20 protein-coding genes, 2 tRNA genes and 3 other annotated features are annotated in these 25,869 nt (G+C 45.8%); of the genes, 2 read left to right on the top strand and 20 right to left on the bottom strand.

Going from position 1 to position 25,869, the window contains the following annotated elements; all coding sequences use genetic code 11:
- Positions 1-209: 209 nt before the first annotated feature.
- The 7 genes from leuB to tyrS all read right to left on the bottom strand — a co-directional run bounded on the left by leuB (position 210) and on the right by tyrS (position 9,968).
- A complete protein-coding gene (gene leuB / locus LSG31_RS11415; RefSeq protein ID WP_347439376.1) occupies positions 210-1,283 on the bottom strand; it encodes a 3-isopropylmalate dehydrogenase in 1,074 nt (357 codons plus the stop codon).
- The gene (locus LSG31_RS11410; protein WP_347439375.1) at positions 1,276-2,859 is read right to left on the bottom strand and encodes a 2-isopropylmalate synthase; all 1,584 of its coding nucleotides are present in this window, start codon (positions 2,857-2,859) and stop codon (positions 1,276-1,278) included. The genes leuB and LSG31_RS11410 overlap by 8 nt, the downstream gene beginning before the upstream one ends.
- Positions 2,860-3,076: 217 nt before the next feature.
- Positions 3,077-4,066 (bottom strand): ketol-acid reductoisomerase, encoded by a 990-nt coding sequence (locus tag LSG31_RS11405; RefSeq protein ID WP_347439374.1) that lies wholly within the window; start codon positions 4,064-4,066, stop codon positions 3,077-3,079.
- 132 nt (positions 4,067-4,198) lie between these two features.
- Complete coding sequence (ilvN, locus tag LSG31_RS11400) at positions 4,199-4,717, bottom strand: acetolactate synthase small subunit (protein WP_347439373.1); 519 nt, start codon at positions 4,715-4,717, stop codon at positions 4,199-4,201.
- Positions 4,714-6,438 carry a biosynthetic-type acetolactate synthase large subunit gene (ilvB, locus tag LSG31_RS11395; RefSeq protein ID WP_430734259.1) on the bottom strand — a complete coding sequence of 575 codons (1,725 nt, stop codon included), beginning with the start codon at positions 6,436-6,438 and terminating at the stop codon, positions 4,714-4,716. The genes ilvN and ilvB overlap by 4 nt, the downstream gene beginning before the upstream one ends.
- Positions 6,439-6,808: 370 nt before the next feature.
- Positions 6,809-7,063, bottom strand: a binding site (T-box leader).
- Between the two features lie 126 nt (positions 7,064-7,189).
- Entirely contained in the window at positions 7,190-8,473 is a 1,284-nt protein-coding gene (locus LSG31_RS11390) for a homoserine dehydrogenase (protein WP_347439372.1), read from the bottom strand.
- 241 nt (positions 8,474-8,714) lie between these two features.
- Positions 8,715-9,968 (bottom strand): tyrosine--tRNA ligase, encoded by a 1,254-nt coding sequence (gene tyrS, locus LSG31_RS11385; protein ID WP_347439371.1) that lies wholly within the window; start codon positions 9,966-9,968, stop codon positions 8,715-8,717.
- Between the two features lie 122 nt (positions 9,969-10,090).
- Positions 10,091-10,318 (bottom strand) — a binding site (T-box leader).
- A gap of 122 nt (positions 10,319-10,440) precedes the next feature.
- On the opposite strand from tyrS, the gene LSG31_RS11380 reads away from it, so the two are divergent.
- Positions 10,441-13,737, top strand: coding sequence for a transglycosylase domain-containing protein (locus tag LSG31_RS11380; protein ID WP_347439370.1), 3,297 nt, complete (start codon positions 10,441-10,443; stop codon positions 13,735-13,737).
- A gap of 473 nt (positions 13,738-14,210) precedes the next feature.
- Here the strand turns inward: LSG31_RS11380 and LSG31_RS11375 are convergent, their stop codons facing one another.
- On the bottom strand, positions 14,211-16,568 hold the full coding sequence (locus LSG31_RS11375) for an endonuclease MutS2 (protein WP_347439369.1): 2,358 nt from the start codon (positions 16,566-16,568) through the stop codon (positions 14,211-14,213).
- Between the two features lie 119 nt (positions 16,569-16,687).
- Between LSG31_RS11375 and LSG31_RS11370 the strand changes: the two genes are divergently transcribed.
- Complete coding sequence (locus LSG31_RS11370) at positions 16,688-17,047, top strand: phage holin family protein (protein ID WP_347439368.1); 360 nt, start codon at positions 16,688-16,690, stop codon at positions 17,045-17,047.
- A gap of 158 nt (positions 17,048-17,205) precedes the next feature.
- On the opposite strand, the gene LSG31_RS11365 is transcribed toward LSG31_RS11370, so the two are convergent.
- From LSG31_RS11365 to LSG31_RS11310, 12 genes are all read right to left on the bottom strand, one after another.
- Positions 17,206-17,751 carry a CvpA family protein gene (locus tag LSG31_RS11365; RefSeq protein WP_347439367.1) on the bottom strand — a complete coding sequence of 182 codons (546 nt, stop codon included), beginning with the start codon at positions 17,749-17,751 and terminating at the stop codon, positions 17,206-17,208.
- 10 nt (positions 17,752-17,761) lie between these two features.
- Entirely contained in the window at positions 17,762-18,040 is a 279-nt protein-coding gene (gene zapA / locus LSG31_RS11360) for a cell division protein ZapA (protein WP_347439366.1), read from the bottom strand.
- Positions 18,041-18,180: 140 nt separating this feature from the next.
- Positions 18,181-20,601: a phenylalanine--tRNA ligase subunit beta gene (gene pheT, locus LSG31_RS11355; protein WP_347439365.1), complete on the bottom strand. Its 2,421-nt coding sequence runs from the start codon at positions 20,599-20,601 to the stop codon at positions 18,181-18,183.
- 24 nt (positions 20,602-20,625) lie between these two features.
- Positions 20,626-21,660: a phenylalanine--tRNA ligase subunit alpha gene (gene pheS, locus LSG31_RS11350; protein ID WP_347439364.1), complete on the bottom strand. Its 1,035-nt coding sequence runs from the start codon at positions 21,658-21,660 to the stop codon at positions 20,626-20,628.
- A 109-nt stretch (positions 21,661-21,769) separates the two neighbouring features.
- Positions 21,770-22,004, bottom strand: a binding site (T-box leader).
- Positions 22,005-22,063: 59 nt separating this feature from the next.
- Complete coding sequence (locus LSG31_RS11345; protein ID WP_347439363.1) at positions 22,064-22,879, bottom strand: TrmH family RNA methyltransferase; 816 nt, start codon at positions 22,877-22,879, stop codon at positions 22,064-22,066.
- 156 nt (positions 22,880-23,035) lie between these two features.
- Positions 23,036-23,395, bottom strand: coding sequence for a 50S ribosomal protein L20 (rplT, locus tag LSG31_RS11340; protein ID WP_347439362.1), 360 nt, complete (start codon positions 23,393-23,395; stop codon positions 23,036-23,038).
- Between the two features lie 44 nt (positions 23,396-23,439).
- On the bottom strand, positions 23,440-23,637 hold the full coding sequence (gene rpmI / locus LSG31_RS11335; RefSeq protein ID WP_347439361.1) for a 50S ribosomal protein L35: 198 nt from the start codon (positions 23,635-23,637) through the stop codon (positions 23,440-23,442).
- Positions 23,638-23,663: 26 nt separating this feature from the next.
- The gene (gene infC, locus LSG31_RS11330) at positions 23,664-24,179 is read right to left on the bottom strand and encodes a translation initiation factor IF-3 (RefSeq protein ID WP_347439492.1); all 516 of its coding nucleotides are present in this window, start codon (positions 24,177-24,179) and stop codon (positions 23,664-23,666) included.
- A gap of 224 nt (positions 24,180-24,403) precedes the next feature.
- A tRNA-Cys gene (locus LSG31_RS11325) sits at positions 24,404-24,478 on the bottom strand.
- 7 nt (positions 24,479-24,485) lie between these two features.
- A tRNA-Phe gene (locus LSG31_RS11320) sits at positions 24,486-24,561 on the bottom strand.
- A gap of 98 nt (positions 24,562-24,659) precedes the next feature.
- Positions 24,660-25,043, bottom strand: a complete 384-nt coding sequence (gene speD / locus LSG31_RS11315; RefSeq protein ID WP_347439360.1) for an adenosylmethionine decarboxylase — start codon at positions 25,041-25,043, stop codon at positions 24,660-24,662.
- Positions 25,044-25,487: 444 nt separating this feature from the next.
- Positions 25,488-25,787 carry a hypothetical protein gene (locus LSG31_RS11310; RefSeq protein WP_347439359.1) on the bottom strand — a complete coding sequence of 100 codons (300 nt, stop codon included), beginning with the start codon at positions 25,785-25,787 and terminating at the stop codon, positions 25,488-25,490.
- Between the last annotated feature and the right edge of the window lie 82 nt (positions 25,788-25,869).

Raw genomic sequence — 25,869 nt, 5'->3', positions numbered from 1 at the left:
TTATGTTGCTAACTATCATTCAACTCCAACTACTTTTAGAGGATGGTTAAAAAGTAGTCAAAACTCCACGGCGGATTGCCTTGCCGATTCCCAAAGAGATTTACTCATGTACCAAACACGTACACTCCGTCGCCTTTTCGTGCTTCGGCTTCGCACTCCTTGTGTCTTACTTAACCATTTTTTGAACACGCACTTTTTATTGCAAACGATCATCCGACTAATTTTTGCACAATTCGGTCACCCATCGCACTTGTAGAAAGTATTTTGGATGGGTCCGTATCATTGCCTGCAAGATCGGCTGTCCGATAGCCTTCCTCTAAAATCTCATTGACTGCTTGCTCAATTTTATCGGCGTATTCTGAAAGTCCGAGAGAATTGCGGAACATCATGGCAGTAGATAGAATGATTCCACAAGGATTGGCAATGCCTTTGCCGGCGATATCCGGTGCGGATCCATGGATCGGTTCATACAATCCTGCCTGATCGCCGAGGCTTGCAGACGGCAACATGCCGATCGACCCAGTCAGCATGGAAGCTTCATCACTGAGAATATCCCCAAACATATTTTCTGTTACCACGACATCAAATTGGCCGGGATTGCGAATCAATTGCATGGCACAGTTGTCCACAAGCATATGACTGACTGTTACATCCGGATAATCGACTTTCATCTCTTCAACGATTTCCCGCCACATTCTGGAAGAGTCCAAAACGTTTGCCTTATCGACGGATGTCAAGTGTTTACGGCGTTGCCGTGCAGTCTCAAAGCCGACTTTTACAATGCGGCGAACTTCTTCTTCACTGTAAATCAGCGTATCCAAGGCGAAACGCTGCTCTTCCGTCCAACGCTTCTTTTCGCCAAAATACACACCGCCGGTCAGTTCCCGGATAATCACCAAATCTACGTTATTGACAACTTCCGCACGTAAAGTAGAAGCGCCTACAAGGCTTGAAAAGCAGCGAACCGGGCGAATATTTGCATATGCATTTAATCCTTTTCGCAGTTCCAGCAAGCCTTTTTCCGGACGTTGATGCCCTGGCAGCGTATCCCACTTCGGTCCGCCGACTGCAGCCAACAACACAGCATCCGCTTTTTGTGCAGCCTCCAGTGTGTGTTGTGGAAGGGGAGCGCCAAATTCATCAAAAGCGCCTCCGCCAATCGGGTATTCCTGCATATCAATTTCTGCCTGACTTGCCTTTGCCACGGCATGGATGACTTTTTTGGCTTCTTGCAAAATTTCCGGACCAATTCCATCACCAGGCAGCAGTACAACTTTAGCCATTTGCAACCACTCTTTCTTTTGCGGCAGGCTCGATTTCTCCCACCGGTTCAATTTGTTGTTTTAAATCTTTTATAATCAAACGGTTTACCGCGTCCAAATACGCTTTTGCGCTTGCCTCCAGGATATCTGTGCTCGTACCGCGGCCGTTTTGGATAAAAAGATCGTGTTTCACTTGTACACGCGCTTCTCCAAGTGCATCCTGGCCGCCGGTGACAGCATGAATTTGATATTGCAGCAATTCCACAGGCACTTGCGTGATTCGGTCGATGGCACGGAAGATGGCATCGACTGCGCCATTGCCAACTGCCGCTTCCTGATATGCACTGCCGTCAATCGCGCGCAAACGTAGTGTTGCCGTTGGCACAGCTTGATTGCCGCAGCTGATATGAATGTACTCAATTTCGAAATATTCATGATCTTTATGTGCATGCTCATCATCCACAAGTGCGATCAAATCATCATCCGAGACTGTTTTTTTCTTGTCGCAAAGTTCCTTGAATTTGTTGAATGTCACAAGCAACTCTTCTTCCGACAATTCATAGCCAAGCGATTCCAGTTTCTCCCGGAATGCATGGCGGCCGGAATGTTTTCCAAGTACCAGATTGTTGTTGTCTGTGAGTCCAACCGTTTCCGGACGGATAATTTCATAGGTGGTCTTTTCTTTTAATACGCCGTCTTGATGAATCCCTGATTCATGTGCAAATGCGTTTGCACCCACGATCGCTTTATTTGGCGGCACGATCATGCCTGTCAGTTTGCTGACAAGCCGGCTGGCGCGGGTAATTTGCGACAAGTCGAGAACGGTTGTCGCTTGATAGTAGTCTTTGCGTGTCTCCAAAGCGAGTGCAATCTCTTCCAACGCCGCATTTCCTGCACGTTCGCCGATCCCGTTTACCGCTACTTCCACCTGATCGACACCCGCTTCTACCGCAGCAAGAGAGTTGATCACTGCCATGCCGAGGTCATCATGACAATGTGCGCTTAACTTCACATGTTCAATTCCACTGACCCGCTTGCGCAACTGCCGAAAAATTTCCGCATATTCAAATGGCGTCAAATAGCCAACCGTATCAGGTACATTGAAAACTTTCGCGCCATTGCGGATGGCAACCTCTGCCACTTGGCATAGAAAATCAATATCTGTTCGCCCCGCATCTTCGGCAGAAAATTGGACATCTGATACGAGCGACTTTGTATATTTGACCATACTCTCCACTTGTTCCAGGACTTGATCCCGTGACATGCGCAACTTGTGCTTCATATGAATGTCCGACGTTGCCAGAAATACGTGGATGCGCGGATGCTCCGATTCTTTTACAGCTTCATACGCCTGATCGATGTCGCGTTGTACAGAGCGGGCAAGGCTGCAAATGCTGACGCCTTTCACTTGTCTGGCAATTTCCCGTACTGCCGCAAAATCTCCTGGGGAAGCAGCAGCAAAACCAGCCTCAATCACTTGTACTCCTAACCGTGCAAGCTGTTTGGCAATATCCAATTTTTCGACGTGACTCAAATTCACACCTGGCGATTGTTCCCCATCACGTAATGTCGTGTCAAAAATATCGATTTTGCGCATGCATATCCCCCTATGTTTTCTTGTATTCCCTCTGTTTTTGCATTGTCTGCATAGTTAAGGGATTCGGGTATCCTTATGGATACCCGAATCGCCGCAAAGTCAATAATTTTGAAGGCATTGAAAAAGATTACACGCAAATGTTCATTGCTTGATCCCTGAATGTTCAGTACATGATCACTGGCTTCTCGATTCAGAGCCTTTAACTTCCCGGAACCTCTTACTTCTTGATCCAGGACATCATTTCACGCAAGCGTGCACCGACTTCTTCAATCGGATGATTGCGCTCACTTTGGCGAATGGCATTAAATACCGGACGGTTTGCCTGGTTTTCAATAATCCAGTTTTTAGCAAATTGACCTTGTTGGATTTCTTTCAAAATTTTTGCCATTTCCGCTTTTGTCGCATCCGTTACAACGCGCGGGCCAGACATGTAATCGCCATATTCTGCCGTGTCACTGATCGAATAACGCATGCGGGACAATCCGCCTTCATACATTAAGTCCACAATTAACTTTAATTCATGTAAGCATTCGAAATAGGCAATTTCCGGCTCATAGCCAGCATTGACCAGTGTTTCGAATCCCGCTTTCACCAATTCGGAAACACCGCCGCACAATACGGCCTGCTCACCGAACAAATCGGTTTCCGTTTCTTCACGGAACGATGTTTCGATTACACCGGCGCGTGTGCAGCCAATGCCTTTGGCATATGCAAGCGCAATGTTCTTGGCGTTTCCGGTCGCATCTTGGTGTACTGCCACCAGTCCCGGTACGCCGCCGCCTTCCGTATATACGCGACGAACGAGATGTCCTGGGCTTTTCGGAGCAACCATGGCAACATCCACATCTGCTGGGGGTACAATTTGACCGAAGTGAATGTTAAAGCCGTGCGAGAACAACAATACTTGGCCTGCACGCAAGTAAGGTGCAATCGAATCCTGATATACTTGCGCCTGTCTTTCATCCGGCAGAAGAATTTGAATCACGTCGGCACGTTGTGCAGCTTCATCCACATTTACAACTTCAAATCCATCTTCTTCCGCCTGTTTCCAGGATTTTCCTGGACGAAGACCGATAATTACTTTTACTCCGCTTTCCCGCAAGTTTTGCGCTTGTGCATGGCCTTGGCTGCCATATCCAACAACTGCAACTGTTTTCCCTTGTAAAAAGCTTAAATCTGCATCCTTGTCATAGTACATTGTTACCATTAATTTCTTCCCCTCTCCTTATTCAAACACATACCCAAGGCGATTCAAAACTTACGGATTTGAACACACGCCTGAAATGTAATGTTTGTGTCTGCATCACAGACGTTAAAGTTATAAAAGATTTGAATAGATTTATGCAAAAGAACGTCTGGATGACGTTTTTTCCATCTTGATCACGTTGCCGCGGACCATTGCGGTCGTCCCTGTACGGGCGAGTTCTTTAATGCCATACGGACGCAACAGTTCGATAAGCGCATCGATTTTATCAGAATCGCCGGTGATTTGGATCACCAGCGATGCCCTTCCAACATCGACAATGGCCGCACGGAACGGCTCAACCAAATGTGTAATCTCCGGTCTTGTCGATGCGCTGGCGTTGACTTTGATCAGCGCCAATTCGCGGCCAACCATCGGTTCACTGGAAATATCCTGAACTTTTATCACATCGATCAATTTGTGCAGATGCTTCATCACTTGTTCGAGTGTTTGATCATCACCGGTTGTAACAATCGTCATCCGGGACAGCCCTTCTTCTTCCGAAGGGCCGACTGTGATGCTGTCAATGTTATAGCCGCGGCGGGCGAACAATCCTGCCACCCGCGCCAGTACACCCGGTTGGTCATTTACGAGTACGAGCAGTGTATGTCTCATTCTTCCCATCCTCCAACCATTTCATCATTTCCTTTGCCTGGCGGAACCATCGGGAATACATTTTCTTCTTCTTCAACAACAAAATCGATAACGACAGGTCCGTTATATTCCATGGCGATTTTTATTGCCTGTTCCGCTTCCTCCGGCGTGCTTGCCCGCAATCCCATCGCGCCAAATGCTTCGGCAACTTTGACAAAATCAGGTGCGCTGATTTTCGATTCGGCGTAACGCCCTTCATAGAACAGCTCTTGCCACTGCCGAACCATTCCGAGAAACCGATTGTTGATAACGGCAATCTTGACAGGCAAGCGATTTTCGACAACTGTCTGCAGTTCTTGGATATTCATTTGGAAACTGGCATCACCTGCCACACAAACAACTGTGGAATCCGGGCGAGCCACTTGCACGCCCATGGCAGCCGGGAATCCGAATCCCATCGTTCCCAACCCACCCGAGGTGATAAAGCGGCGCGGCTTGGAAAACGGATAAAATAACGCTGTCCACATTTGATGCTGACCGACCTCTGTGGTGATATACGAGTCTTCATCACACGCTTCATGCAGCATTTCAATGACTTGCTGCGGTTTTAAAATCCCAGGTTCTTTTTTGTACCGCAAAGGAAATTCATCTTTCCAGGTTTGAATCAAGTTCAACCATGGCTTGGTATCAGGAACTTCAAAATCGATTTTCAGCAATGCTTCCAATACTTGCTTTGCATCTCCGACAACCGGAATATGCGCCATCACGTTTTTTCCGATTTCTGCCGGATCGATGTCAATATGAATCTTTTTGGAATGCGGTGAAAACCGTTCCAGCTTGCCTGTCACCCTGTCATCGAAGCGCACGCCGCATGCGATCAGCAAATCGCAGTTCTGAATGGATTTATTCGCGGAAAACGTGCCGTGCATTCCAAGCATGCCTGCAAACAACGGATGTCCGGTATCAAAAACACCCAACCCCATCAGCGTGCTTGTTACAGGCAGTTGATATTTTTCTGCAAATTGACGCAGCACGCCTGCTGCTTCTGAAGCTACCAGGCCGCCGCCGATATACAACAGCGGTCGTTCCGCTTGCGACAACGCTTGTGCGACTTTTTGAATCTGCGACGGATGCGGCTCCGTATTCGGATTGTAGCCGCGGATCTTCACTTCCGTTTGCTTTTCCACCGTCACCATCTGGTTGGAAACATTTTTCGGAATATCGATCAATACCGGCCCCGGTCTTCCCGAGTTCGCAATATAAAACGCTTCTTTAATAATTCTTGGAATATCCTTGGCGTCACGAACTTGATAATTGTGTTTCGTAATCGGCATGGTAATCCCGATAATATCCGCTTCCTGAAATCCATCCCGACCGATCATTTCGGCTGATACCTGGCCGGTAAAAATGACAAGCGGAGTGGAATCCATATAAGCGTCGGCAATTCCGGTCACCAAATTGGTGGCGCCCGGTCCCGAAGTGGCAAGCACGACTCCAGGCTTGCCTAAAGATCGCGCATATCCTTGCGCCGCATGGATAGCCCCTTGTTCATGACGGGTCAAAATATGCCGTATCGGCTGTCCGTATAACGCGTCGTAAATCGGCAACACTGCGCCGCCAGGATATCCAAATATGACATCTGCACCTTCGTCGATCAAACACTGGATCATGACTTGCGCACCTAAACCTGTGAATGCTTCAGCCTCTTGAATGGTTTCTGCAGCACTTGTCAACTTATTCATTGTCGGTTCACCTCTGGTCTGGCACAACATTTTGTCGTCATGCGTATCTCTCCCCTCTCTCACAACCCAATGGAACGATAATCATCCTCACTGGGACAACTCTATGAGTTTAAATGTATAATATATTTATAATAGTTTGACTATTCAGAATTAGTCAATACGTACACCGACTATTGGATTTTTGCATTCATCCATCGTTATATACAGATACAGTTGACTGACTCTTCGGAGCAAATTATCCATTCCTGTAAATGAGACTCTCGCTCATTCCTTCCACTCCCCTTTTTCAGCAAAACTCTATCTTATTGCTTGCCATTTCCAACGTAAAACAAAAATAAAAAACCTTTCACACCGAATACACGTATCGTGTTCCCGGGGCGAAAGGTTTATTCCGCGTTACCACCCAGATTCGCTGTTGGCGAATGGACAACAGCCTCATGCAGTGAGCGTTTCACTGTCACGGTATAACGGCCGTCGGCCGGATTCACCTACTAAAACCTCGATTCTTTCAGTGCATCACTCAGAGGTGAGTTCGAGCAAATGGATGTACGCCGCAGTCTCAGCAATTCCTTGGCTCTCTGTGTACAGCGCCAAATTCTCTACTTATCCTCGTCAATGTTTTCATTATTTCCTTTTCAAAAATTGAACATACTGAAATTACAAAGGACACTATATTTTCGAAATATTTAGTCTGATTATAAAAAGTTTTCGCGCATCTGTCAACCTATTCTGTTATCGAAATTTATTTTCCTCAAATTACCTGCAATACTTGATGCACCTGTGTAACCGTCGTATGGCTGCTTAACATGGCAAGAGCGTTTTGCAAATCTCCATAGCGCACATCATGTGTGACAAATACCAACTCAGCCGAGTTCCCATCATGTTTGCGCTGGACCATGGATTCAATGCTTACATGCGTTTCTCCAAAAATGGCGGCAATCGTGCCTAGTACGCCTGGTTTGTCATTGGCAACCAGACGGATATAATGTTTCCCTACGGATTCCGCTTCCGAACGAATCGGCTTTTCATGATAACTGGTAGCGAGTACCTTTCCGCGCACACCTGCATGAATGTTCCGGACCGCCTCTATGATATCGCCCACAACCGCACTCGCTGTAGGCAGGGACCCCGCCCCCAATCCATGGAACATCGCCTCTCCGACCGCATTTCCTTTCACAAATACCGCATTATACGCCCCCCCGACTGCTGCCAAAGGATGATCTTTCGGCACAAATGTAGGCCTTACAATCGCTTCGATCTCACCGTCAACTTCCCGCGCCCGGGCAATTAATTTCACTACATATCCCAGCTGATCCGCGTACATGACGTCACGGTCCGTCACGGAGGAGATGCCTTTGACCGTCACATCGGAAAACGTGACTTGGCTATTAAATGCCAATGATGCGAGAATCGCAATTTTCCTTGCAGCGTCCAACCCCTCCACATCGGAAGTTGGATCCGCTTCTGCATACCCCAATTCCTGGGCTTCTTGCAAAGCAGCCGCAAATGAAACTTTTTCGTTTGTCATTTTCGACAAGATAAAATTCGTGGTGCCGTTGATAATTCCCATGATTTCTTCGATTCGATTCCCGGCCAGGCAATGGATTAACGGCCGAATAATCGGAATCCCGCCGGCTACACTTGCTTCAAACAAAAAATCCACGCCTGCGTTGGCCGCTTTGTCCATCAATTCATGGCCATGAACGGCAATCAAATCTTTATTGGCGGTAACGACACTCTTTTTGCGTTCAATCGCTGCCAGCAAAATTTCCAATGTATTTTCAAAGCCGCCCATGACTTCCACGATCACATCAATCTCCGGATCGTTGACGAGTTCATACGGATCTGTTGTGAACAATTGTCCTGGAACACGGATCGCCCGCTCTTTCTCCATGTCTCTGACCAATATTTTTGCAATCTCAATCGGACCGCTCGCACGCAGCGCAATCTCTGATCCATTTTCATTCAACACTTGATAAACGCCGGAACCTACCGTCCCCAGCCCCATTAGGCCCACTTTAATGGTTTCTTGCATCTGCTCCACACCCTTCAATGATTGTCCGTACGGCTATCGGCTGTATTTTGTTGTATGAACCCGCAGCCTCTTATTTTTTATCAAAATTTGCATATGTCTACTTATCAAAGACACTTTTCTATCGTTAGTAGACATTATAACGAAAAACCATTCGAATGAAAAGATGCATTTCCACCAATTTCGTTAAAAAAAGAGTCGAAATCATCCGACCCTTTTGCGCTTTATTTTCCCATCGTCACTTTTATTTCACATGTAATTTCATGAATTTGCGTTTTCCGACTTGCAAAACCATCCCATCTTGCGGAGCCAATTGAAAATCCACATCTTCTATCTTTTCCTCGTTGATTTTGACAGCCCCTTGCTGAACCATGCGCCGGCCCTCGCCGTTGCTTAGCACGAGTCCCAATTCGACCAACAAGCGGACAATCCAGATTTCGTCAGCCGCAACGTCCGCTTCCGGAATATCTGTCGGCAGCGCACGCATCTGAAATACCGATTTAAAATGATTTTCCGCCTCGTCTGCCGCTTCCTTTCCATGATACATTCGAACAATTGTATGTGCCAGACGCATTTTTGCATCGCGCGGATGCAACGTGCCGCCAGCCACCCCTGCACGTATGCCATCAATTTCTTCCAATGATAAATCCGATACCAATTCGTAATATTTGATCATCAATTCATCGGGAATCGACATCGTCTTGCCAAACATATCGTTGGGCTGTTCGTCGATACCGATATAATTCCCTAAGCTTTTGGACATCTTTTTGACGCCGTCAAGACCTTCCAAGAGCGGCATCATCAATACGATTTGCGACTCTTGCCCATATTCCTTCTGCAGTTGGCGCCCCATGAGCAAATTGAATTTTTGATCGGTTCCGCCCAATTCAATATCACACTTTATGGCTACGGAATCATATCCTTGCATGAGCGGATAAAAAAATTCATGAATGCTGATCGGCTGATTTTCGTCAAATCGTTTTTTGAAATCGTCCCGTTCCAGCATTCTTGCAACAGTTGTTTTCGCAGCAAGCTCAATAACATTGGCAAAATTCAGTGCAGCAAGCCAACTGGAATTAAAAAGCAATTCCGTTTTCTCGGGGTCGATCACTTTAAACAGCTGTTTGGCATAGGTTTGGGCGTTTTCTTTGACCTGTTCTTCCGTCAACTGCTTGCGCGTTTCCGATTTTCCGGTAGGATCTCCAATCCGGCCGGTAAAATCTCCGATAATCAGCTGTACATGATGTCCAAGTTCCTGAAATTGGCGCAGCTTTTGCAGAACAACTGTGTGTCCGATATGGATGTCCGGGGCTGAAGGATCCAATCCAAGCTTTACTTTTAACGGTTTTCCTGCTTTTAACGATCGGATCAATTTGTTTTTTAGTTCTTCTTCCGGCAATATCTCTGCAACTCCCCGTCTGATCACCGCCATTTGCCGTTCGATCTCTTGTTGCACTGCCGGATCAAGGGAATTTCCTAATTCTTGCTGCGCTGTCATATGTTTTAAAACACTCCTTAATTCATATTGATTTGGAAATATTGTCTGAAAATCCTGTGAAATTCGGATAGCCTTTGCCGGTCGTATTTTTTCATGAAATCAAAATAAAAAACCCGTCCCAATGAAGGGACGAGCTGTATACCCGCGGTACCACCCTGCTTGAAGACATTCGTCTCGTCTTCCGCTTCCAAAGATAACGGGCATTTCACCGCCCGCTGACCGTCCAAAACCATTGGAAAGCCAGATGCTCCAAAGTGTAATTCAACCGCTGCAGGGGCTGGTTCACACCAAACACCAGCTCTCTGACATACCCTGACAACCGATCTACTAAGCTTGTTCATCGCAAAAATTATATAACTTGTCTTATTATAATATTCCAAATAATAACGAGTCAAATCATTTTCTCCGTTGTCCATGTTTTGCTTTGTTGGGTTATGTTATAATGGAAAACGTTAGGGGGAAAGCTGATCGTATGAGCAAACACCAAACCCAGTCAAATTCTGCAACACCGGGGAATCCTGTTACAAAAGATAAGAAAAATCGTAAACAACCGCAATCCAAACTTCGCAAATTTCTGAAAATTTCCATGATTACTGCAATTGTCCTTTTTGTTTTGGCCGGTGGAGCCGGTGCCGGTTATGTTGCAAAAATCATTCGTACAACCCCGAAATTCAACATTCATTCCTTTACCGATTTATCCGCCAGCAGCATTATGTATGACCGCAACGGGTCTGTCATCGGCACGATGGATCAAGAAGGAAATCGGGAATTGATCAAAAGTGTCAAAGATGTTTCGCCATACTTGAAAAACGCCTTTATCGCCGGTGAGGATAAAGATTTTTATCACCATATCGGCATTAATCCATTGGCCTTGGCAAGAGCCGCATTTCAAGATCTGATCGGCCATAAGATCATGAGCGGCGCCAGCACAATCACACAACAAACGGTAAAATTGGTCATGTTTCCATTGCAGCAACAGACGATCCAAAGAAAGATACAAGAAGTCGTCTTGGCTTTGCAACTGGAACGGGAAATGACCAAAGACGAGATTCTTACTACATATATGAATTGGATTTACTTTGGTCAATCCAGTTCGCTGACAAATCTATACGGCGTCAAAAGCGCATCCAAAGCGATCTTTGACGTAACACCGGATCACTTGAATTTGGCGCAAGCTGCATTTTTGGCTGCCATTCCAAACAATCCGTCTTATTACTCGCCATTTTTGCATCCGGATCACACGATCGAACGTCAACACTACATATTGGATCAAATGTTGGCAGACGGATTGATTACAAAGGCAGACTATTCTGCCGCGATGAATTTTGATGTAAAGGCCAGCATGAAGCATTCAAAACAGGTTGCGGCAATGAAGGATCCATTTGTGTTTGAACATGCAGTATCTGATGTGGTAGACATCCTTAAGCAAAAGGAACATTTGGATACGACGGATCAAGCGCGCCAATTGCTGGATCGCGGCGGCTTCAAGATTTACACGACAATCGACGGCAAATTGCAGCAAGATGTCGATCAGGTATTTAATAACGACAAAAACTTTTGGCCGCCCATTTCTTACAGCTATAAGGACGCCCAGGGAAAAACGCAAGAATTAAAAAATGTCCTGGAACAAGCCGGTGCGACACTCATCGACAATAAAACCGGCGAGATCTTGGCGATGGGCGGCGGAAGAGATTTTCAGCACGATCAGAATGATCATACAGTGCTTCCCCGCCAGCCTGGTTCATCGATCAAACCGCTCGGGGATTACGGGCCTGCCATTAACGAAAAAGTGTTGTCGCCCGCCAGTGTGATCGATGATGTGCCGATGCAGTGGAGCGACCCCAATTCGCCAAACGGAAAGTATTTCCCGATGAACTGGGATCATAAATTTCATGGACTGCTGACCGCTCGCGAGGCTCTTGTTCAATCGTATAACATACCGGCAATCAAAGTATTGCAAAAAATCACGCCGCAAGTCGGAATGGGCTATGTTGAAAAAATGGGGATTACAACTTTGACCAAATCGGATAAAGAAAACCTTTCTTCGGCGATCGGCGGCCTGTCCCAGGGTCTTGAGGTGCAACAGGAAACGGGCGCTTATACGACGTTTCCAAACAATGGAGTATGGCATAAACCGTACATGATTACGAAAATCGTCGATTTAAACGGACATACCATTTATGAAAACAAACCGGAAACGCGGGAGATTTTTTCACCCCAAGCGTCCTGGCTGACGACAAATATGATGCAGGATGTTGTAAAACGGGGGACTGCATCGATTGTCGGCAATCATTTTCCGGGCAAACCGATTGCCGGCAAAACAGGCACGACAGATGACGATAAAGATGCCTGGTTCGTCGGTTTTACTCCGAAATTTTCGCTCGGGATTTGGGTTGGATACGACATCCCCCATACTTTGACAAATCCCGCGGTCGGCATGTATGAGGGACATCGCCCCTTGAATTTATGGAATGATATTATGGACAAAGTCTTTGCCCAATATCCGAATCAAGGCACATTCAAGCGCCCGGACGGACTTGTGCAAATGGAAGTCAGCAATAAGTCCGGTCTTTTGCCGACGGCATTGGTCAAAGAGACGCATTCCGTGACAACCGATTGGTTCATCAAGGGCACTGAGCCGACAAAGCCGGACGATGTCTTGGTACAGGCAAAATACGTAAAAGTTGCCGGAAAATATTATTTGCCGACAGACCAGACGCCGGCGCAAGAGATAAAAACAGGGATTTTCATTAAAAGGAAAGTACCTTATGTGCTGCCAGACAACAACCCGGCATATCTGCCGCAGGATTCACTGCCGGAATTGCCGACACAGCCAGACCCCCGGGGCGGAAATATACTGTCCACCGCTGCCAACGTCCCGGATGGACTGCATGTGGACAAGTCCGGGGATCATCAGGTTGCATTATCCTGGGCAGCCGTGAATCAAGCGGACGGATATATCCTGATGCGGTCCCAATCGCCGACAGGACCTTTCCAAATGATTGGGCCAAAAGAAATTAAGGACACCACGTATACGGATTCGGATGTGCAACAAGGAAAAACGTACTATTATCAAATTTCATCTGTGGATGCGTCCGGGACTTCCTCGGATCCGTCAAAACCAATCCAAGTAACGATTGGCGCGGCCAGCTCTGCAAGCAATGGGAGTGCGGGCGATACAGGATCCGGCAGCAGTTCTCTAAGTGCTCCGAGCAATCTTGAAGTGACACCGGCCGGTGCGGGATTTAGTCTTTCCTGGTCAAACGTATCCGGCGCCACATCCTATGTCATTTATCGTGCCGCAGACGCAATCGGCCCATTTTCATCGATTGGCAGCGTGCAAGGAACGACATTTACAGATGGCAGCGCAAATGCGAATTTGAAATATTACTATCAAGTAACAGCAAAAAACGATTCCGGAGAATCCGGCCCATCGACAACAGTCGCTGCCTCAACTAGCGCAAGTTCGCAGACGACAACGAATACGAGCGCTGCAAATCTCGTACCGCCTGCAAACATACAGGCAAAAAATTTGCACAATGGTTCGAGTGTAACAATCTCATGGAGTTCCAACGGCGCTGCACATTACCTGATCGAACGGAGCCTGGATAATAAAGGCTGGGGGAAAGTTGCCGAAACATCTGCCAGTCCTTATACAGACACCGGTTTAACAAGCGGAACGACCTATTACTACCGGGTTTCCGCCATCGATAGCGCAGGAAATGTCTCTGATCCCGGAAATCCGGTTTCCGTCGTTCCCGGACCTTAATCGTTTGTTTTCAATTCCCTAAGACCACCTAACTCGTTTCGCATTAGGTGGTCTTTTTGTGTGGTGCAAAATAGTACATTTTTGTCATTACAATACACAGTTTATTTTCTATAGTTTTTAATAGAGATTCAAAATTAGAGATTCAAAAATCGTATAAAGCAGGTGATTGAAATGAATGATGCATTCGGTATGCTGTCTATGGTCTTGGTAGAGTTCATGGGTCCTTTGGTTTTATTTTGGGGTATTAAATCGGCCATTCAATTTGAAAAGCATTCGGTAAGCAAGTAGTTTAAGTGCGTGTTCAAAAAGCGGTTAAGTAAGACACAAGAAGTGCGAAGCCGGAGCACGAAAAGGCGACGGAATGTACGTGTTTGGTACATGAGTAAGCCTTTTTGGGATTCGGCAAAGCAATCCGCCGTGGAGTTTTGACTACTTTTTGAACATCCTCTTATAGACACTGCAATTACCGGCAATTACTTTAATTCCACGATACTGACACCGTCTCCACCCTCATTATACGATCCATATCGAAACGAAGATACATGCGGATGATGGCGAAGAAACTCCCGTACGCCTGTCCGCAGCGCTCCTGTTCCTTTTCCATGAATGATGCTGACTCGAGGGTATCCGTTCATTACTGCATTGTCCAGATATTTGTCAATTTCCGCTACCGCATCATCGACAATGCGGCCTCGTATATCCAGTTCCATCCCCACCATCAAGGTGGAACGCTTCATCATTCCAAGATTGCGCTTTTCTTGTGAGCCGCTGGCTGAACCTAAAAGTTCTACTTGGTCAAGCGTAGTTTTTGTCTTCATTGCACCAATTTGTATCGTGATATCTTTGCCGCTTACTTCCACTACTTGGGCTTTCTGGCCTAAAGACAGGAACATGACCGTATCTCCCGGCTTCACTGTTTTTTTCGCATTTGATTTGGAAACACGTATTCTGGGCTGTTTTACAAGTTCCGGTGACGCTTGTTTCAGTCGTGTTTGCAATTCGATCAGCCGATGCTCTTTGATATTCGCATGTTCCTGTTTTGCAACATCCCGCAATTCCTGCAGGATCGATTGAGCTTCCTGTTGTGCGCGTTTTACAGCTCTATGCGCTTCGTCTTGTGCCTTTTGCAAAAGTGCATCTCGTTCCTGATACCAGGATTGACGTTCTGAATCGAGTTGTTTGCGCAGTTGTTCCGTCTCTCTTTTTAAAATCGCTGACGCTTGCTCATCTCGTTCCGCATGCAACCTTGCTACTTCCAATTGCCGAATCAAGTCTTCAACTTTTGTGTCCTCTTGTGTCAGTTTGCTCTTTGCGAGCTCGATGATATCTTCGTGCAGCCCCAAACGTTTTGCAATGGCAAACGCATTGGAACGCCCGGGAATTCCAATCAATAAGCGATACGTAGGACGCAAGCTTTCCACATCAAATTCGACACTGGCATTCATTGCCCCCTCATGACCATAGGCATATGCTTTCAGTTCACTATAGTGGGTCGTAGCGACTGTACGAACACCTTGTTGATATAGACGATCGAGAATCGACATGGCAAGAGCGGCACCTTCCGTCGGGTCTGTACCTGCTCCCAATTCATCGAGTAAAACAAGGCTTTTCTGATCTACTTGGTTAAGAATTCTCACAATGTTGGACATATGACTTGAAAATGTAGACAAATTCTGCTCAATGCTTTGCTCATCTCCAATATCCGCAAACACATGATGAAAAATGGATATCTGCGTCCCGTCATCCGCCGGCACGAACAGACCGGACATCGCCATTAATGTCAACAATCCAATCGTCTTTAATGTAACGGTTTTTCCCCCTGTATTCGGTCCTGTAATCACAAGCAGTGTATAATCATCGCCAAAATGCAAGCTGATTGGCACCGCGCTTTCCTGATTTAAAAGAGGATGCCGTGCTTTTTTTAATACAATCTGTCCGGTATCGACGAGCTTCGGTTGGATAGCGCGCATTTGATGAGCGACTTTCGCTTTCGCAAAGACACAATCCAAATATCCAAGCGTTTCAAGATTTTTGGATACTTCATCCGCTTCCATGGCCATTCGGTTCGACAACTGCTGCAAGATGCGTTCAATTTCCCGCTGTTCTTCCAGAATTTTTTCCCGCAATTGATTATTCATTTGAACGATGGCCGCAGGTTCTATAAAATAGGTGGCGCCACTGGCAGACTGATCGTGGATAATTCCCGGAAACGCTCCGCGGTAATCGGCTTTGACAGGAATGCAATACCGTTCATTGCGCAATGTAACGATCGGATCCTGCAGCATTTTTTGGTAATGAGGGGAGCGTAAAATTTCGTCCAATTTGTCTTTCATGCGCCCTTGCTTTTCCTGAATTTCGTACCGTATATTGCGTAGAGTTGTAGACGCATCATTATTGACCGTACCGTTTTCGTCAATACAGCGGCGAATTTCATCTTCCAAATCTTTCAAATCATACATCGAGTCTGCAAATTCCAAAAGAAGAGGAATTTCCGCCTCTTCTGCCGACTTCCGGATCAAACGTTTTAAACGCCTGCCGTTGCCAATCGTATCAGCAACTTGCAGCAGTTCTTCAATCGTTAGGCGTCCGCCGACTCTGACGCGTTTCACACAGTTGCGAACATCATGAATTCCGCCTAATGGAATTGTACCTTTTATTCGATACAAAGTTGCCGCTTCTTCCGTCTCCTGCAGCCACTTTTGAATTTGAACCAGATCGGTCACAGGCTTGATGGATTGCGCAAGTTCCTTTCCTACGGCGTTTGTCGTTTGTTTTATTACATGTTCGAGCACTTTGTTATATTCCAATGTCCGTAATACATGATCATTCATTTTATAAAACTCTCCTCTTATGCCAATCCATGACAGGAAAAGATAAACAAACCAGCTATGTTTTTCAGCAATTCGGTAACAATAATGAGCACAGTGATCTCAACTTAGGAGGGTTCAAGATGAGTTTTCTTGGTACTATAGTACGATTCATCGTTTCGGCCCTGGTTCTAATGTTTGTAGGATTTATCGTACCAGGTTTTGGCCACCTGAATTTCTGGTCGGCCTTAGTTGCAGCGATCGTCATTGCAGCAATGGGTTGGGTAATTGAACGACTTTTTGGTCGCGGCATTTCCCCTTATGGCCGTGGAATTATCGGATTCATATCTGGAGCTGTCGTCATCTGGCTGGCGCAATTATTTGTTCCAGGCATGCGTGTCTCATTGCTTGGCGCACTGCTCGCCTCACTTGTAATCGGGATTATCGATCTGTTTATCCCAACAGAAATTCGCGGGACAGGTGACACACGAGACAGACATTAGAGTTTACTGCAAATCGACCCATTTGTGTCTGAAAAAGGCGACATAAATGGAATTGGAGAAAGCTGATCTGCGGCTTTCTCCTTTCCATTGAGCTTTCATTTCATTCGTCCTTCGTTTTACGCGCAAGATCATTACAAGTAAGATCTTTACATGCAAGATCAATAGGAAATGTGGAACGGGTTTGAACGGGACGGTATCCCCTGAATGGGTCCATGAATGGATGGCAAACCGCTCAAAAGTATGTGAGAAAACGATTGAGCAATATTTGATTGAGCGATTGCCTTGTTCAGGGTAGGGATTTGTACATAATTTGAAACCTGTACAACAATGGCGATAAGCAAAAAAGCAATACACGTGCCAAGCACAGTGCCTGCCATTCGATTGACAAAGGACAGCACAGGCAAGTCAAAAATGCCTTGAATGACAAAGGTGAGTAAAGAAACAAGAAGATGGCACAGTGCGAAAGTCAAAAGTATCGACACGCCCTGAACCGCCCATGTCCCAAATCCCGCAATGATTTTACCGCCCCATTGATCGTCAATTTTCAGAACCAGCGGTTCCAAAATCGAAGGATAGCGAATGGCGACCCAATACGAAATAACCGTACCGCCAATCCGCAAGACTTGTCGAATGGCGCCTGATCGGTATCCTGACCACGCGCCGGCAGCAATACAAACAACGATCAAAACATCTACGAGGTGCAATGCGATCCCCCTATGTCTTTGTTTTCGTCTTATCAATATCTTGTTGCAATGCATTTAGCAAATCTTTATATTCTTCAAGCAAGCGAATGTATTCATCTGCTATATTGACTGCGGATAACACTGCTACCTTTCCTAAGTCAAACCGGGAATTCACCTGCGCGATTTCCTTCATTTTCTCGTCGACCAATGCCGCGACTAACCGCATATGTGCAGAGGAGGCTTGTCCGCGCAAGGAATATTGATGACCGAAAATATCTACGTGAATTCGGTTTAAATCTTGCTGACTCATGAAAAGTCTCCCTTCAACTGCCCCGTATTTTCTCGATTATACGTTTTTCTATGCCAATTATACCAAGGATCGGAACGGAAATTCCAGATTGGCCGACCGGCGATAAAAAATGCAAAAAGGGAGAGTGCTTCTCCCTTCCATTATGCACGAAGTTGTGCCTGATATTCACGGAACAACGTATCCAGAATGGTTTGATGAACATTTTGCACTTCTTCATCTGTCAACGTCCGCTGATCGGAACGATATTCAATCGTAATCGCGACACTTTTCTTATGCTCTCCGATTTGTGCACTTTCGAAAACATCGAATATTTTTACCTGGCGAACCCATTCTCCTCCCGCGTTGCGAATCGTGTTCAACAGACTCGAAGCATGGATTTGACGATCGATCACAACTGCAATATCACGGACAATGGCAGGATATTTCGGCATTGGCACAAACGTTATGGCACCTTTGCAGGCCTTAAGCAACGATTCCAGATCCAGTTCGATATAGTATGCGCTTGGCACATCAAATGATTCTTCCACGGAAGGATGCAATGCGCCAATCACTCCAACGGAATGATTCTGCCAAAGAATTCTCGCCGTCCGCGCCGGATGCAAGTAGGAAATTTGCGATTCCGGTACAAACGTAATCTGTTCGATGCCAATCGATTCAAATACAGTCTCGACAACACCTTTTGCATCGTAAAAATCCACAATCCGCGCTTCACTTCCTACTGCTTCCGAAGTGATTTTCCCCGTCAGGACGGCAGCGATTTGATATCGTTCTTGCGGAAGTTCTGTCAGCGTTTCCGATTTGGATGTATACACTTTTCCGATCTCAAACAAGCGTAAATTTGCATGCTTTCGATTTGCGTTGTACTGTACAACTTCCAATAAGGATGGCAGCAGACTTGTTCTTAGCACAGAGCGCTCCTCTGACATCGGCAACGCCAAGCGTATGGGTTTGCCGAAGGATTCCAAAGACGATCCTAGCTTCTGCAGCGATTGTTCATTGACAAATACATACGTAAATACCTCTTGCAATCCCTCACTGATAAAACTTTCGCGAATTCTTCTCCTGATTTTCTGTTCTTCTGTAAGAAATCCCTGATTTGTCGGAGCGACAGGCATAGTCGTAGGGATTTCATCATATCCGTACATGCGGGCAACTTCTTCAATCAAATCGACCGGCAACGTGATATCCATACGGCGGGAAGGCACGTCTACGAAACATACACCCGCCCCTGCATCTTCCACACCGAATCCTAGCGCCTGCAAAATTCCATGGATTTGCAGCGGCGGCAAATTCGTCCCAAGGAAATCATTTGCCTTGTCCGCAGATAATTCGATTCGTTTCTCGAGTTTTGGCAGAATGCCGGCTGTTACCGCCTTTCCAATCGGAACAGCGCCTGCATAGCTTGCCATCAAAGCAGTGGCCCGTTGCAATGCTTCATTGACGATGGCAGGGTCAATGCCTTTTTCAAAACGGCTTTGGGCTTCCGAGCGAAGTCCTAATGCTTTTCCAGTTTTTCTCACGACGATCGAATCAAAAACGGCCGATTCAATCACAATTCGCTCCGTTGCGCTCGTAACCTCCGAATTTTCTCCCCCCATAACGCCTGCCAGTCCGATCGCTTTATGCGGATCTGCTATCACTAACATCGTGTCATCTAATGTTCGGTGCTGTCCGTCTAATGTCATCAAATTCTCTTCCTGTCTTGCTTGGCGTACAACAATGGTTTGATCCGCAATTGTTTGCCAATCAAACGCATGCAGCGGTTGGCCGTATTCGAACATGACATAGTTGGTAATATCAACAATATTGCTGATCGGTCGTACACCCACGCTCAACAACCGCATTTGCATCCAAATGGGAGACGGCCCGATCTTTACGCCATCTGCCACTTGCCCCGCATAATACCTGCAATTTTCCGAATCAATCCGGACATGCAAGGGAGACACCTGCTCATCCACATGACAAGAGATTTTTGGCATATGAATATTGCGATTCAAGATCGCTGCGACTTCATATGCCACTCCACGCATGCTTAAACAATCGGAACGATTGGGTGTAAGTTCCAAATCCAATATGCAGTCATCCAATTCAAGATACGTCACAATCGATTCGCCAATCGGCGCATCAACAGGCAGAATAAACAGGCCTTCCGTCTGTTCTTTGGGCAGCAATTTCGTTTCAAGGCCCAATTCTTTTGCCGAACATAACATTCCCTGTGACTCCACACCGCGCAATTTCGCCTTTTTGATCTCTAAACCCGGAAGTTTGGCGCCAACCAAAGCAACAGGAACTTTTTGCCCCGGCTTAACGTTTGGAGCGCCGCAAACAATTTGCAAATGTTCAGAATTGCCGACATTCACTTGGCATACTTTTAGACGATCCGCATTCGGATGCTGCTCTGTCGCCAATACTTCTCCTACAACAACCCCATCTACACCTTGATTCCGATATTCAATGGTTTCAACCGGTATTCCGCGGTTTGTCAATACATCAGCCAATTGCTCGGGCGATATATCCTCTAACGATACATACTCTTGCAGCCACTTATATGTGATTTTCACTCATCGTCCACTCCTTCAAAAAACTTATCTTCGCGCTGTAAATTGACGCAAGAATCGAACATCATTGACATAAAAATGCCGGATGTCATCAATTCCATATTTCAGCATGGCGATCCGTTCCACTCCCATGCCGAACGCAAACCCTGTATATACATCCGAATCATATCCGCCCATTTCCAACACTTTCGGATGCACCATTCCTGAACCCAAAATTTCCAGCCATCCGGTATGTTTGCAAACACGGCATCCTGCGCCTTTACAGATAATGCAAGAGACATCCACTTCCGCACTTGGTTCCGTAAATGGGAAAAAGCTTGGACGCAGCCGGATCTTTTGCTCTCCACCAAACATTTGTCTGGCAAATGTAAGCAATACGCCTTTCAAATCACTCATGCGTATGCCTTTGTCGACAACCAGTCCCTCCACTTGATTAAAGGCGTGGGAGTGTGTTGCATCGTCTTCATCTCTGCGATACACGCGTCCGGGACAAATGATCCGCAGCGGATCCGGTTTTTTTCGCTCAAGCGTCCGCGCCTGAACAGGCGATGTATGTGTTCGCATCAGCAATTCTTCCGTAATATAAAACGTATCCTGCATATCTCTTGCCGGATGATCTTTCGGAAGATTTAATGCTTCAAAATTATAATAATCGGTCTCCACTTCCGGTCCCTCTGCAATCTCAAAGCCAAGACCCACGAAAATATCTTCGATTTCCCGAATCACTTGCAAGAGCGGATGCTCTGTTCCAGGAAGCTGCCGTCTTCCCGGCAACGTTACGTCGATCCATTCCTGATTGAGACGATTGTTTAATTCCAGTTGCTTGATTTTTTGCTCACTGGCAGCTAATTCTTGCTCCAATGCTCCACGCACTTCATTTACCAATTGTCCCATAAGCGGTCGTTCATCTGCCGGCAATTCTCCCATACTCCGCAATACTTGAGTCAGCAATCCTTTTTTGCCGAGATAGCGGACTTTCCATTCTTGTAGATTCTGTAAATTCTTGATGGACTTGATTTCACGCAGCGCTTGTTGCCGCAATTCCTGCAGTTGTTGTTGCATGATAAAATCCTCCTTTGCAGATGTTTTCGTCTTTTGTTTATCTGTCTTTATCTGTTTTTATCTGTCCTTTGAATCACCGTGACATCAAATAAAAAAACCCTCGTCACTCATTAGGGACGAAGGTTCCGCGTTACCACCCTTTTTGAAAATGAATCCATCATTTTCCGCTTCATTCTGATAACGGTCAACACCGTTGCACCTTACACAATCGTCAGAAAAACAAAATTCAGGCACAAGACTCCAAAGCGAACTTCTGCGACATGTTTCAGCAAGCTGCTTTCAGTCAAAGGCAAGCTCTCCCTGGCGAAAAAACATGGGCATACTCTCTTTTTCAACGTCTGTCATGTATGCAAATTTTAAATTGGAGTATAATACATCCGGCAAAAAAATGCAATACCTCTTTTTACACCGTTTCATTCTTAATGCTTTTCTGCCTGACCACTTCATACATCATCACACTTGCCGCAATTGCCGCATTCAGCGATTCTGCTTTGCCAAGCATCGGCAAACACACCCATGAATCGACATACGCATCCAGTTCCGAAGAAATTCCATGTGCTTCACTGCCGACGATCAATGCCAACGGCCCTGTTAAATCTGCGCGAAAATAATCTTCCCCATTATGAGAAGATGAACCGATCATTTGAAATCCTCTTTCCTTCATTTGCTCAATGGCCTGCGTTACGGGCAGTTCCCTGACCGGAAGATGAAATAAAGACCCCATTGTCGCTCTTACTACTTTGGGATGGTATGGGTCAACCGTATTCTCGCTTACTATAACTGCACATGCATCTACTGCATCTGCCGTTCGTATGATTGTGCCCAAATTGCCCGGATCTTGCATTCCATCGACCAAAATCACAGGTTTTGCTCGATCCGCAGCGGCAAAATCGATGGATGTTTGTGATTTTTTCGCAATCGCAACGATTCCCTGCGGTGTTTTGGTATCGGCAACTTGCGCCAATACTTGTTCCGTGCATTCCACCAGATTCAGCCCGCGTGTTTCGATTTCTGCTACGAGATCATGTAACCGTTCGTTCATCCGGTCATTATTATATAGTATGTATTCCAGGTCACAATCCGATTGCAAGGCTTCTTCAACCAAACGTACGCCTTCAATCAAATACTGCCCGGTCTGATCACGGTATTTTTTTTGCTTTAATGCCGCCCATTCCCTTATTCGAGGGTTTTTTAAAGAATAGATGGGTTCTAATTGCACACGTCTTTCCTCCATCATCGATTGGACTTCTTTTCCCTGAGATTGTACTTTCTTTACCTGTGTAATTGTCTCCCTTGTTTCAAATGAATACCTGTTCCCATGTGTTATATGAAGAAAGACCTACAGCAAGTTCTGTAGGTCCATTTCAGATACTCTTTACGCGTTTAGCTTTGTTTTCGCTAAAGAAGCCAATTCGGAGAATGCTTTGCCGTCATTCACAGCGAGATCGGCAAGCATCTTGCGGTTTACTTCAATACCCGCAACTTTTAATCCATGCATTAATTTGCTGTATGACAAACCGTTGTTGCGAGCAGCCGCATTGATCCGTGCGATCCACAATTTGCGGAATTCACGTTTTTTGGTTCGACGGTCACGGTATGCATACATTAAGGACTTCATGACCTGCTGGTTGGCAGTACGGAATAAACGATGTTTGGAACCGCGATACCCGCGGGCTAATTTTAAAATTTTCTTATGACGGCGACGGGTAACCGTGCCACCTTTCACTCTTGGCATATGAAAACCTCCTCAAAATCAATAACTAAAGTATGTCTGGCTGCCTATAGATACGTAATGATTTGTGCAATACGTTTTTGGTCGCCTTTGGAAACAAGACCTGCATGGCGCAATTTGCGCTTGCGCTTTTGGGATTTGTTGGCGAACAAGTGACTTGTGAACGCATGACTGCGTTTGATTTTACCGGAACCCGTTTTCTTAAACCGTTTAGCAGCTCCGCGATGTGTTTTCATTTTTGGCATCGAAGTATCCTCCGTTTCAAGTCTAACTAGCTTTGTTTCGGTGACAAAATCATAATCATTTGGCGGCCTTCCAGCTTTGGCGAACGTTCCACCATACTGATCTCTTCAACAGCTTTCGCCATACGCTCCAATACGCTTTGCCCGATTGCCGTATGGGTAATCTCCCGGCCACGGAAACGGACAGCGATCTTCACTTTGTCACCCGCTTCTAAAAACTTCATGACATTCCGCAGTTTCGTTTCAAAATCGTGTTCTTCGATATTCGGCGTCATCCGTATTTCTTTAATGGATATCACTTTTTGATTTTTCCGTGACTCTTTTTCACGCTTGCTTTGCTCATACTTAAACTTCCCGTAATCCATAATCCGGCACACGGGTGGTTTTGCGGTCGGAGCGACATTCACCAGATCCAGATTTTTTTCACTGGCAATGCGCAAAGCTTCACGAAACGCAACAATTCCCAACTGATCCCCGTTCACGTCAATCAATCGAACTTCACGAGCACGAATCGCTTCATTAATCTGAACATCGTCTTTGCTAATAGCCTGTCACCTCCAGATAAATAAAAAATGGAAAATAAAAAACGGGCACATATGTACCCGCATATCAAACGTTATCTCACTACTAGCAACTATAACTAGTCAATTCAGATAACCCGAAAACAGTCATTCGACGTCGCGCGGGTGAGAAGCCCAAGCTTCTTCTTGCATTAAATTCAAAGAATACTATAACAAATTTCCAACTGAATTGTCAATAGACAAAAAACTGGAGGCGCCACCCAGATTCGAACTGGGGAGTACAGGTTTTGCAGACCTCTGCCTTACCACTTGGCTATGGCGCCGCTTAAATGGTGGCTCGGGACGGAATCGAACCGCCGACACGAGGATTTTCAGTCCTCTGCTCTACCGACTGAGCTACCGAGCCCGGAATCCATTGCTCCATATAGTCTGCAAAAGCTTCAACAATGCTTAATTATATCGGCGTTTCTAAATAATTGCAACTCATTTCCTTGATATTTGGCTTTATAATATTTCCAGTTTTTGCTCAGATACATCGATTTTCCCCAGACCTCTCGGCACTTCAATCGATTCGCGCCGTTTTGAGCCTAATTGCATCGTTATATAATCACATGCAACCTTTGGATCAATTCGTTGGCCGCAAGTGTAAACATCGATACTTGCATACCCATGTTCCGGAAAACTGTGGATTGTCAAATGGGATTCGGAAATAATAACAACACCGCTCACTCCATGGGGGGCAAATTTGTGGAAAGCGACTTCCCTTACTTCCGCGCCCGCTTCGAGAGCCGCATTCACCATAATTCTTTCGATTTTTTGCAAATCATCCAGTATTTCAATATCGCATTCCCATAATTCAGCAATGACATGACGCCCCATGGTATTCATGTAAAGATCCCCCTTTGAAAAATATTCATGCTCTTTCAAGCATGCGGGACCTGCGCCATCCACCACGGGGGAAAGTTAGTCCTATGAGGTCCTAACCCTTTAAGTGAATGCTGGTTCCTTTGCATGTGTACTGCTCCATACAATTCCAAAAGTTAGTATAATTCCTTCGTGTTTATTTTTCAATAGTTGATTTCCAGGTATGTTGATTTCCAGGTGATAGCAAATACGCAATCCATCCAATTCAATCCCTTGCTGTACATATCCGCATATACAGAGTAGACACTGATATCAAACATATGCGGTTTTTGCACATTTGGTGACACTTTATTTACGTCTTTCCAAATACGATCCGTGCATATGATTTGCAACGAATGCCATACTAATCCCTAAACGCATGAGCCATTTGTTCAAATGCAGCTACACGAACAACTTGTTTGCCCGATTTTATAATCGCTCCAAAAGAAGTGGACGAATATGCACAATTCCTCGTCTGCCAGATTTGCCTGAACGTGTGATCACATGCTGTGTTGTCAATTCGCCGCTGACCCGAATCCGGGTGCCTACATGCAAATCTGTCTCCTTTCCGGGAATATGGACGAAAACATCTAAAATTGGGTGTTTATCAAAAACGAACGGTTCATCTAGCATCATCCGAACCACGTAGGAAGATTTATCATTCTCTACATCCTTAAAAGGGACAGGATTGCCGATGATTGTGCCGCTGACTTGTTGTGGCTGGTTCATCGATCAGACCTCCTTTTCGGCAACCATCACAATTGTTTGAAAATTGAATACAGTCACTCAAAATCATTATTACTAGTATACA

The organism is Fodinisporobacter ferrooxydans, from assembly GCF_022818495.1.
GTDB lineage: Bacteria > Bacillota > Bacilli > Tumebacillales > MYW30-H2 > Fodinisporobacter > Fodinisporobacter ferrooxydans.
Note: the sequence above shows the minus strand (reverse complement) of the source record. Positions and strands in the feature narration are given on the sequence as shown.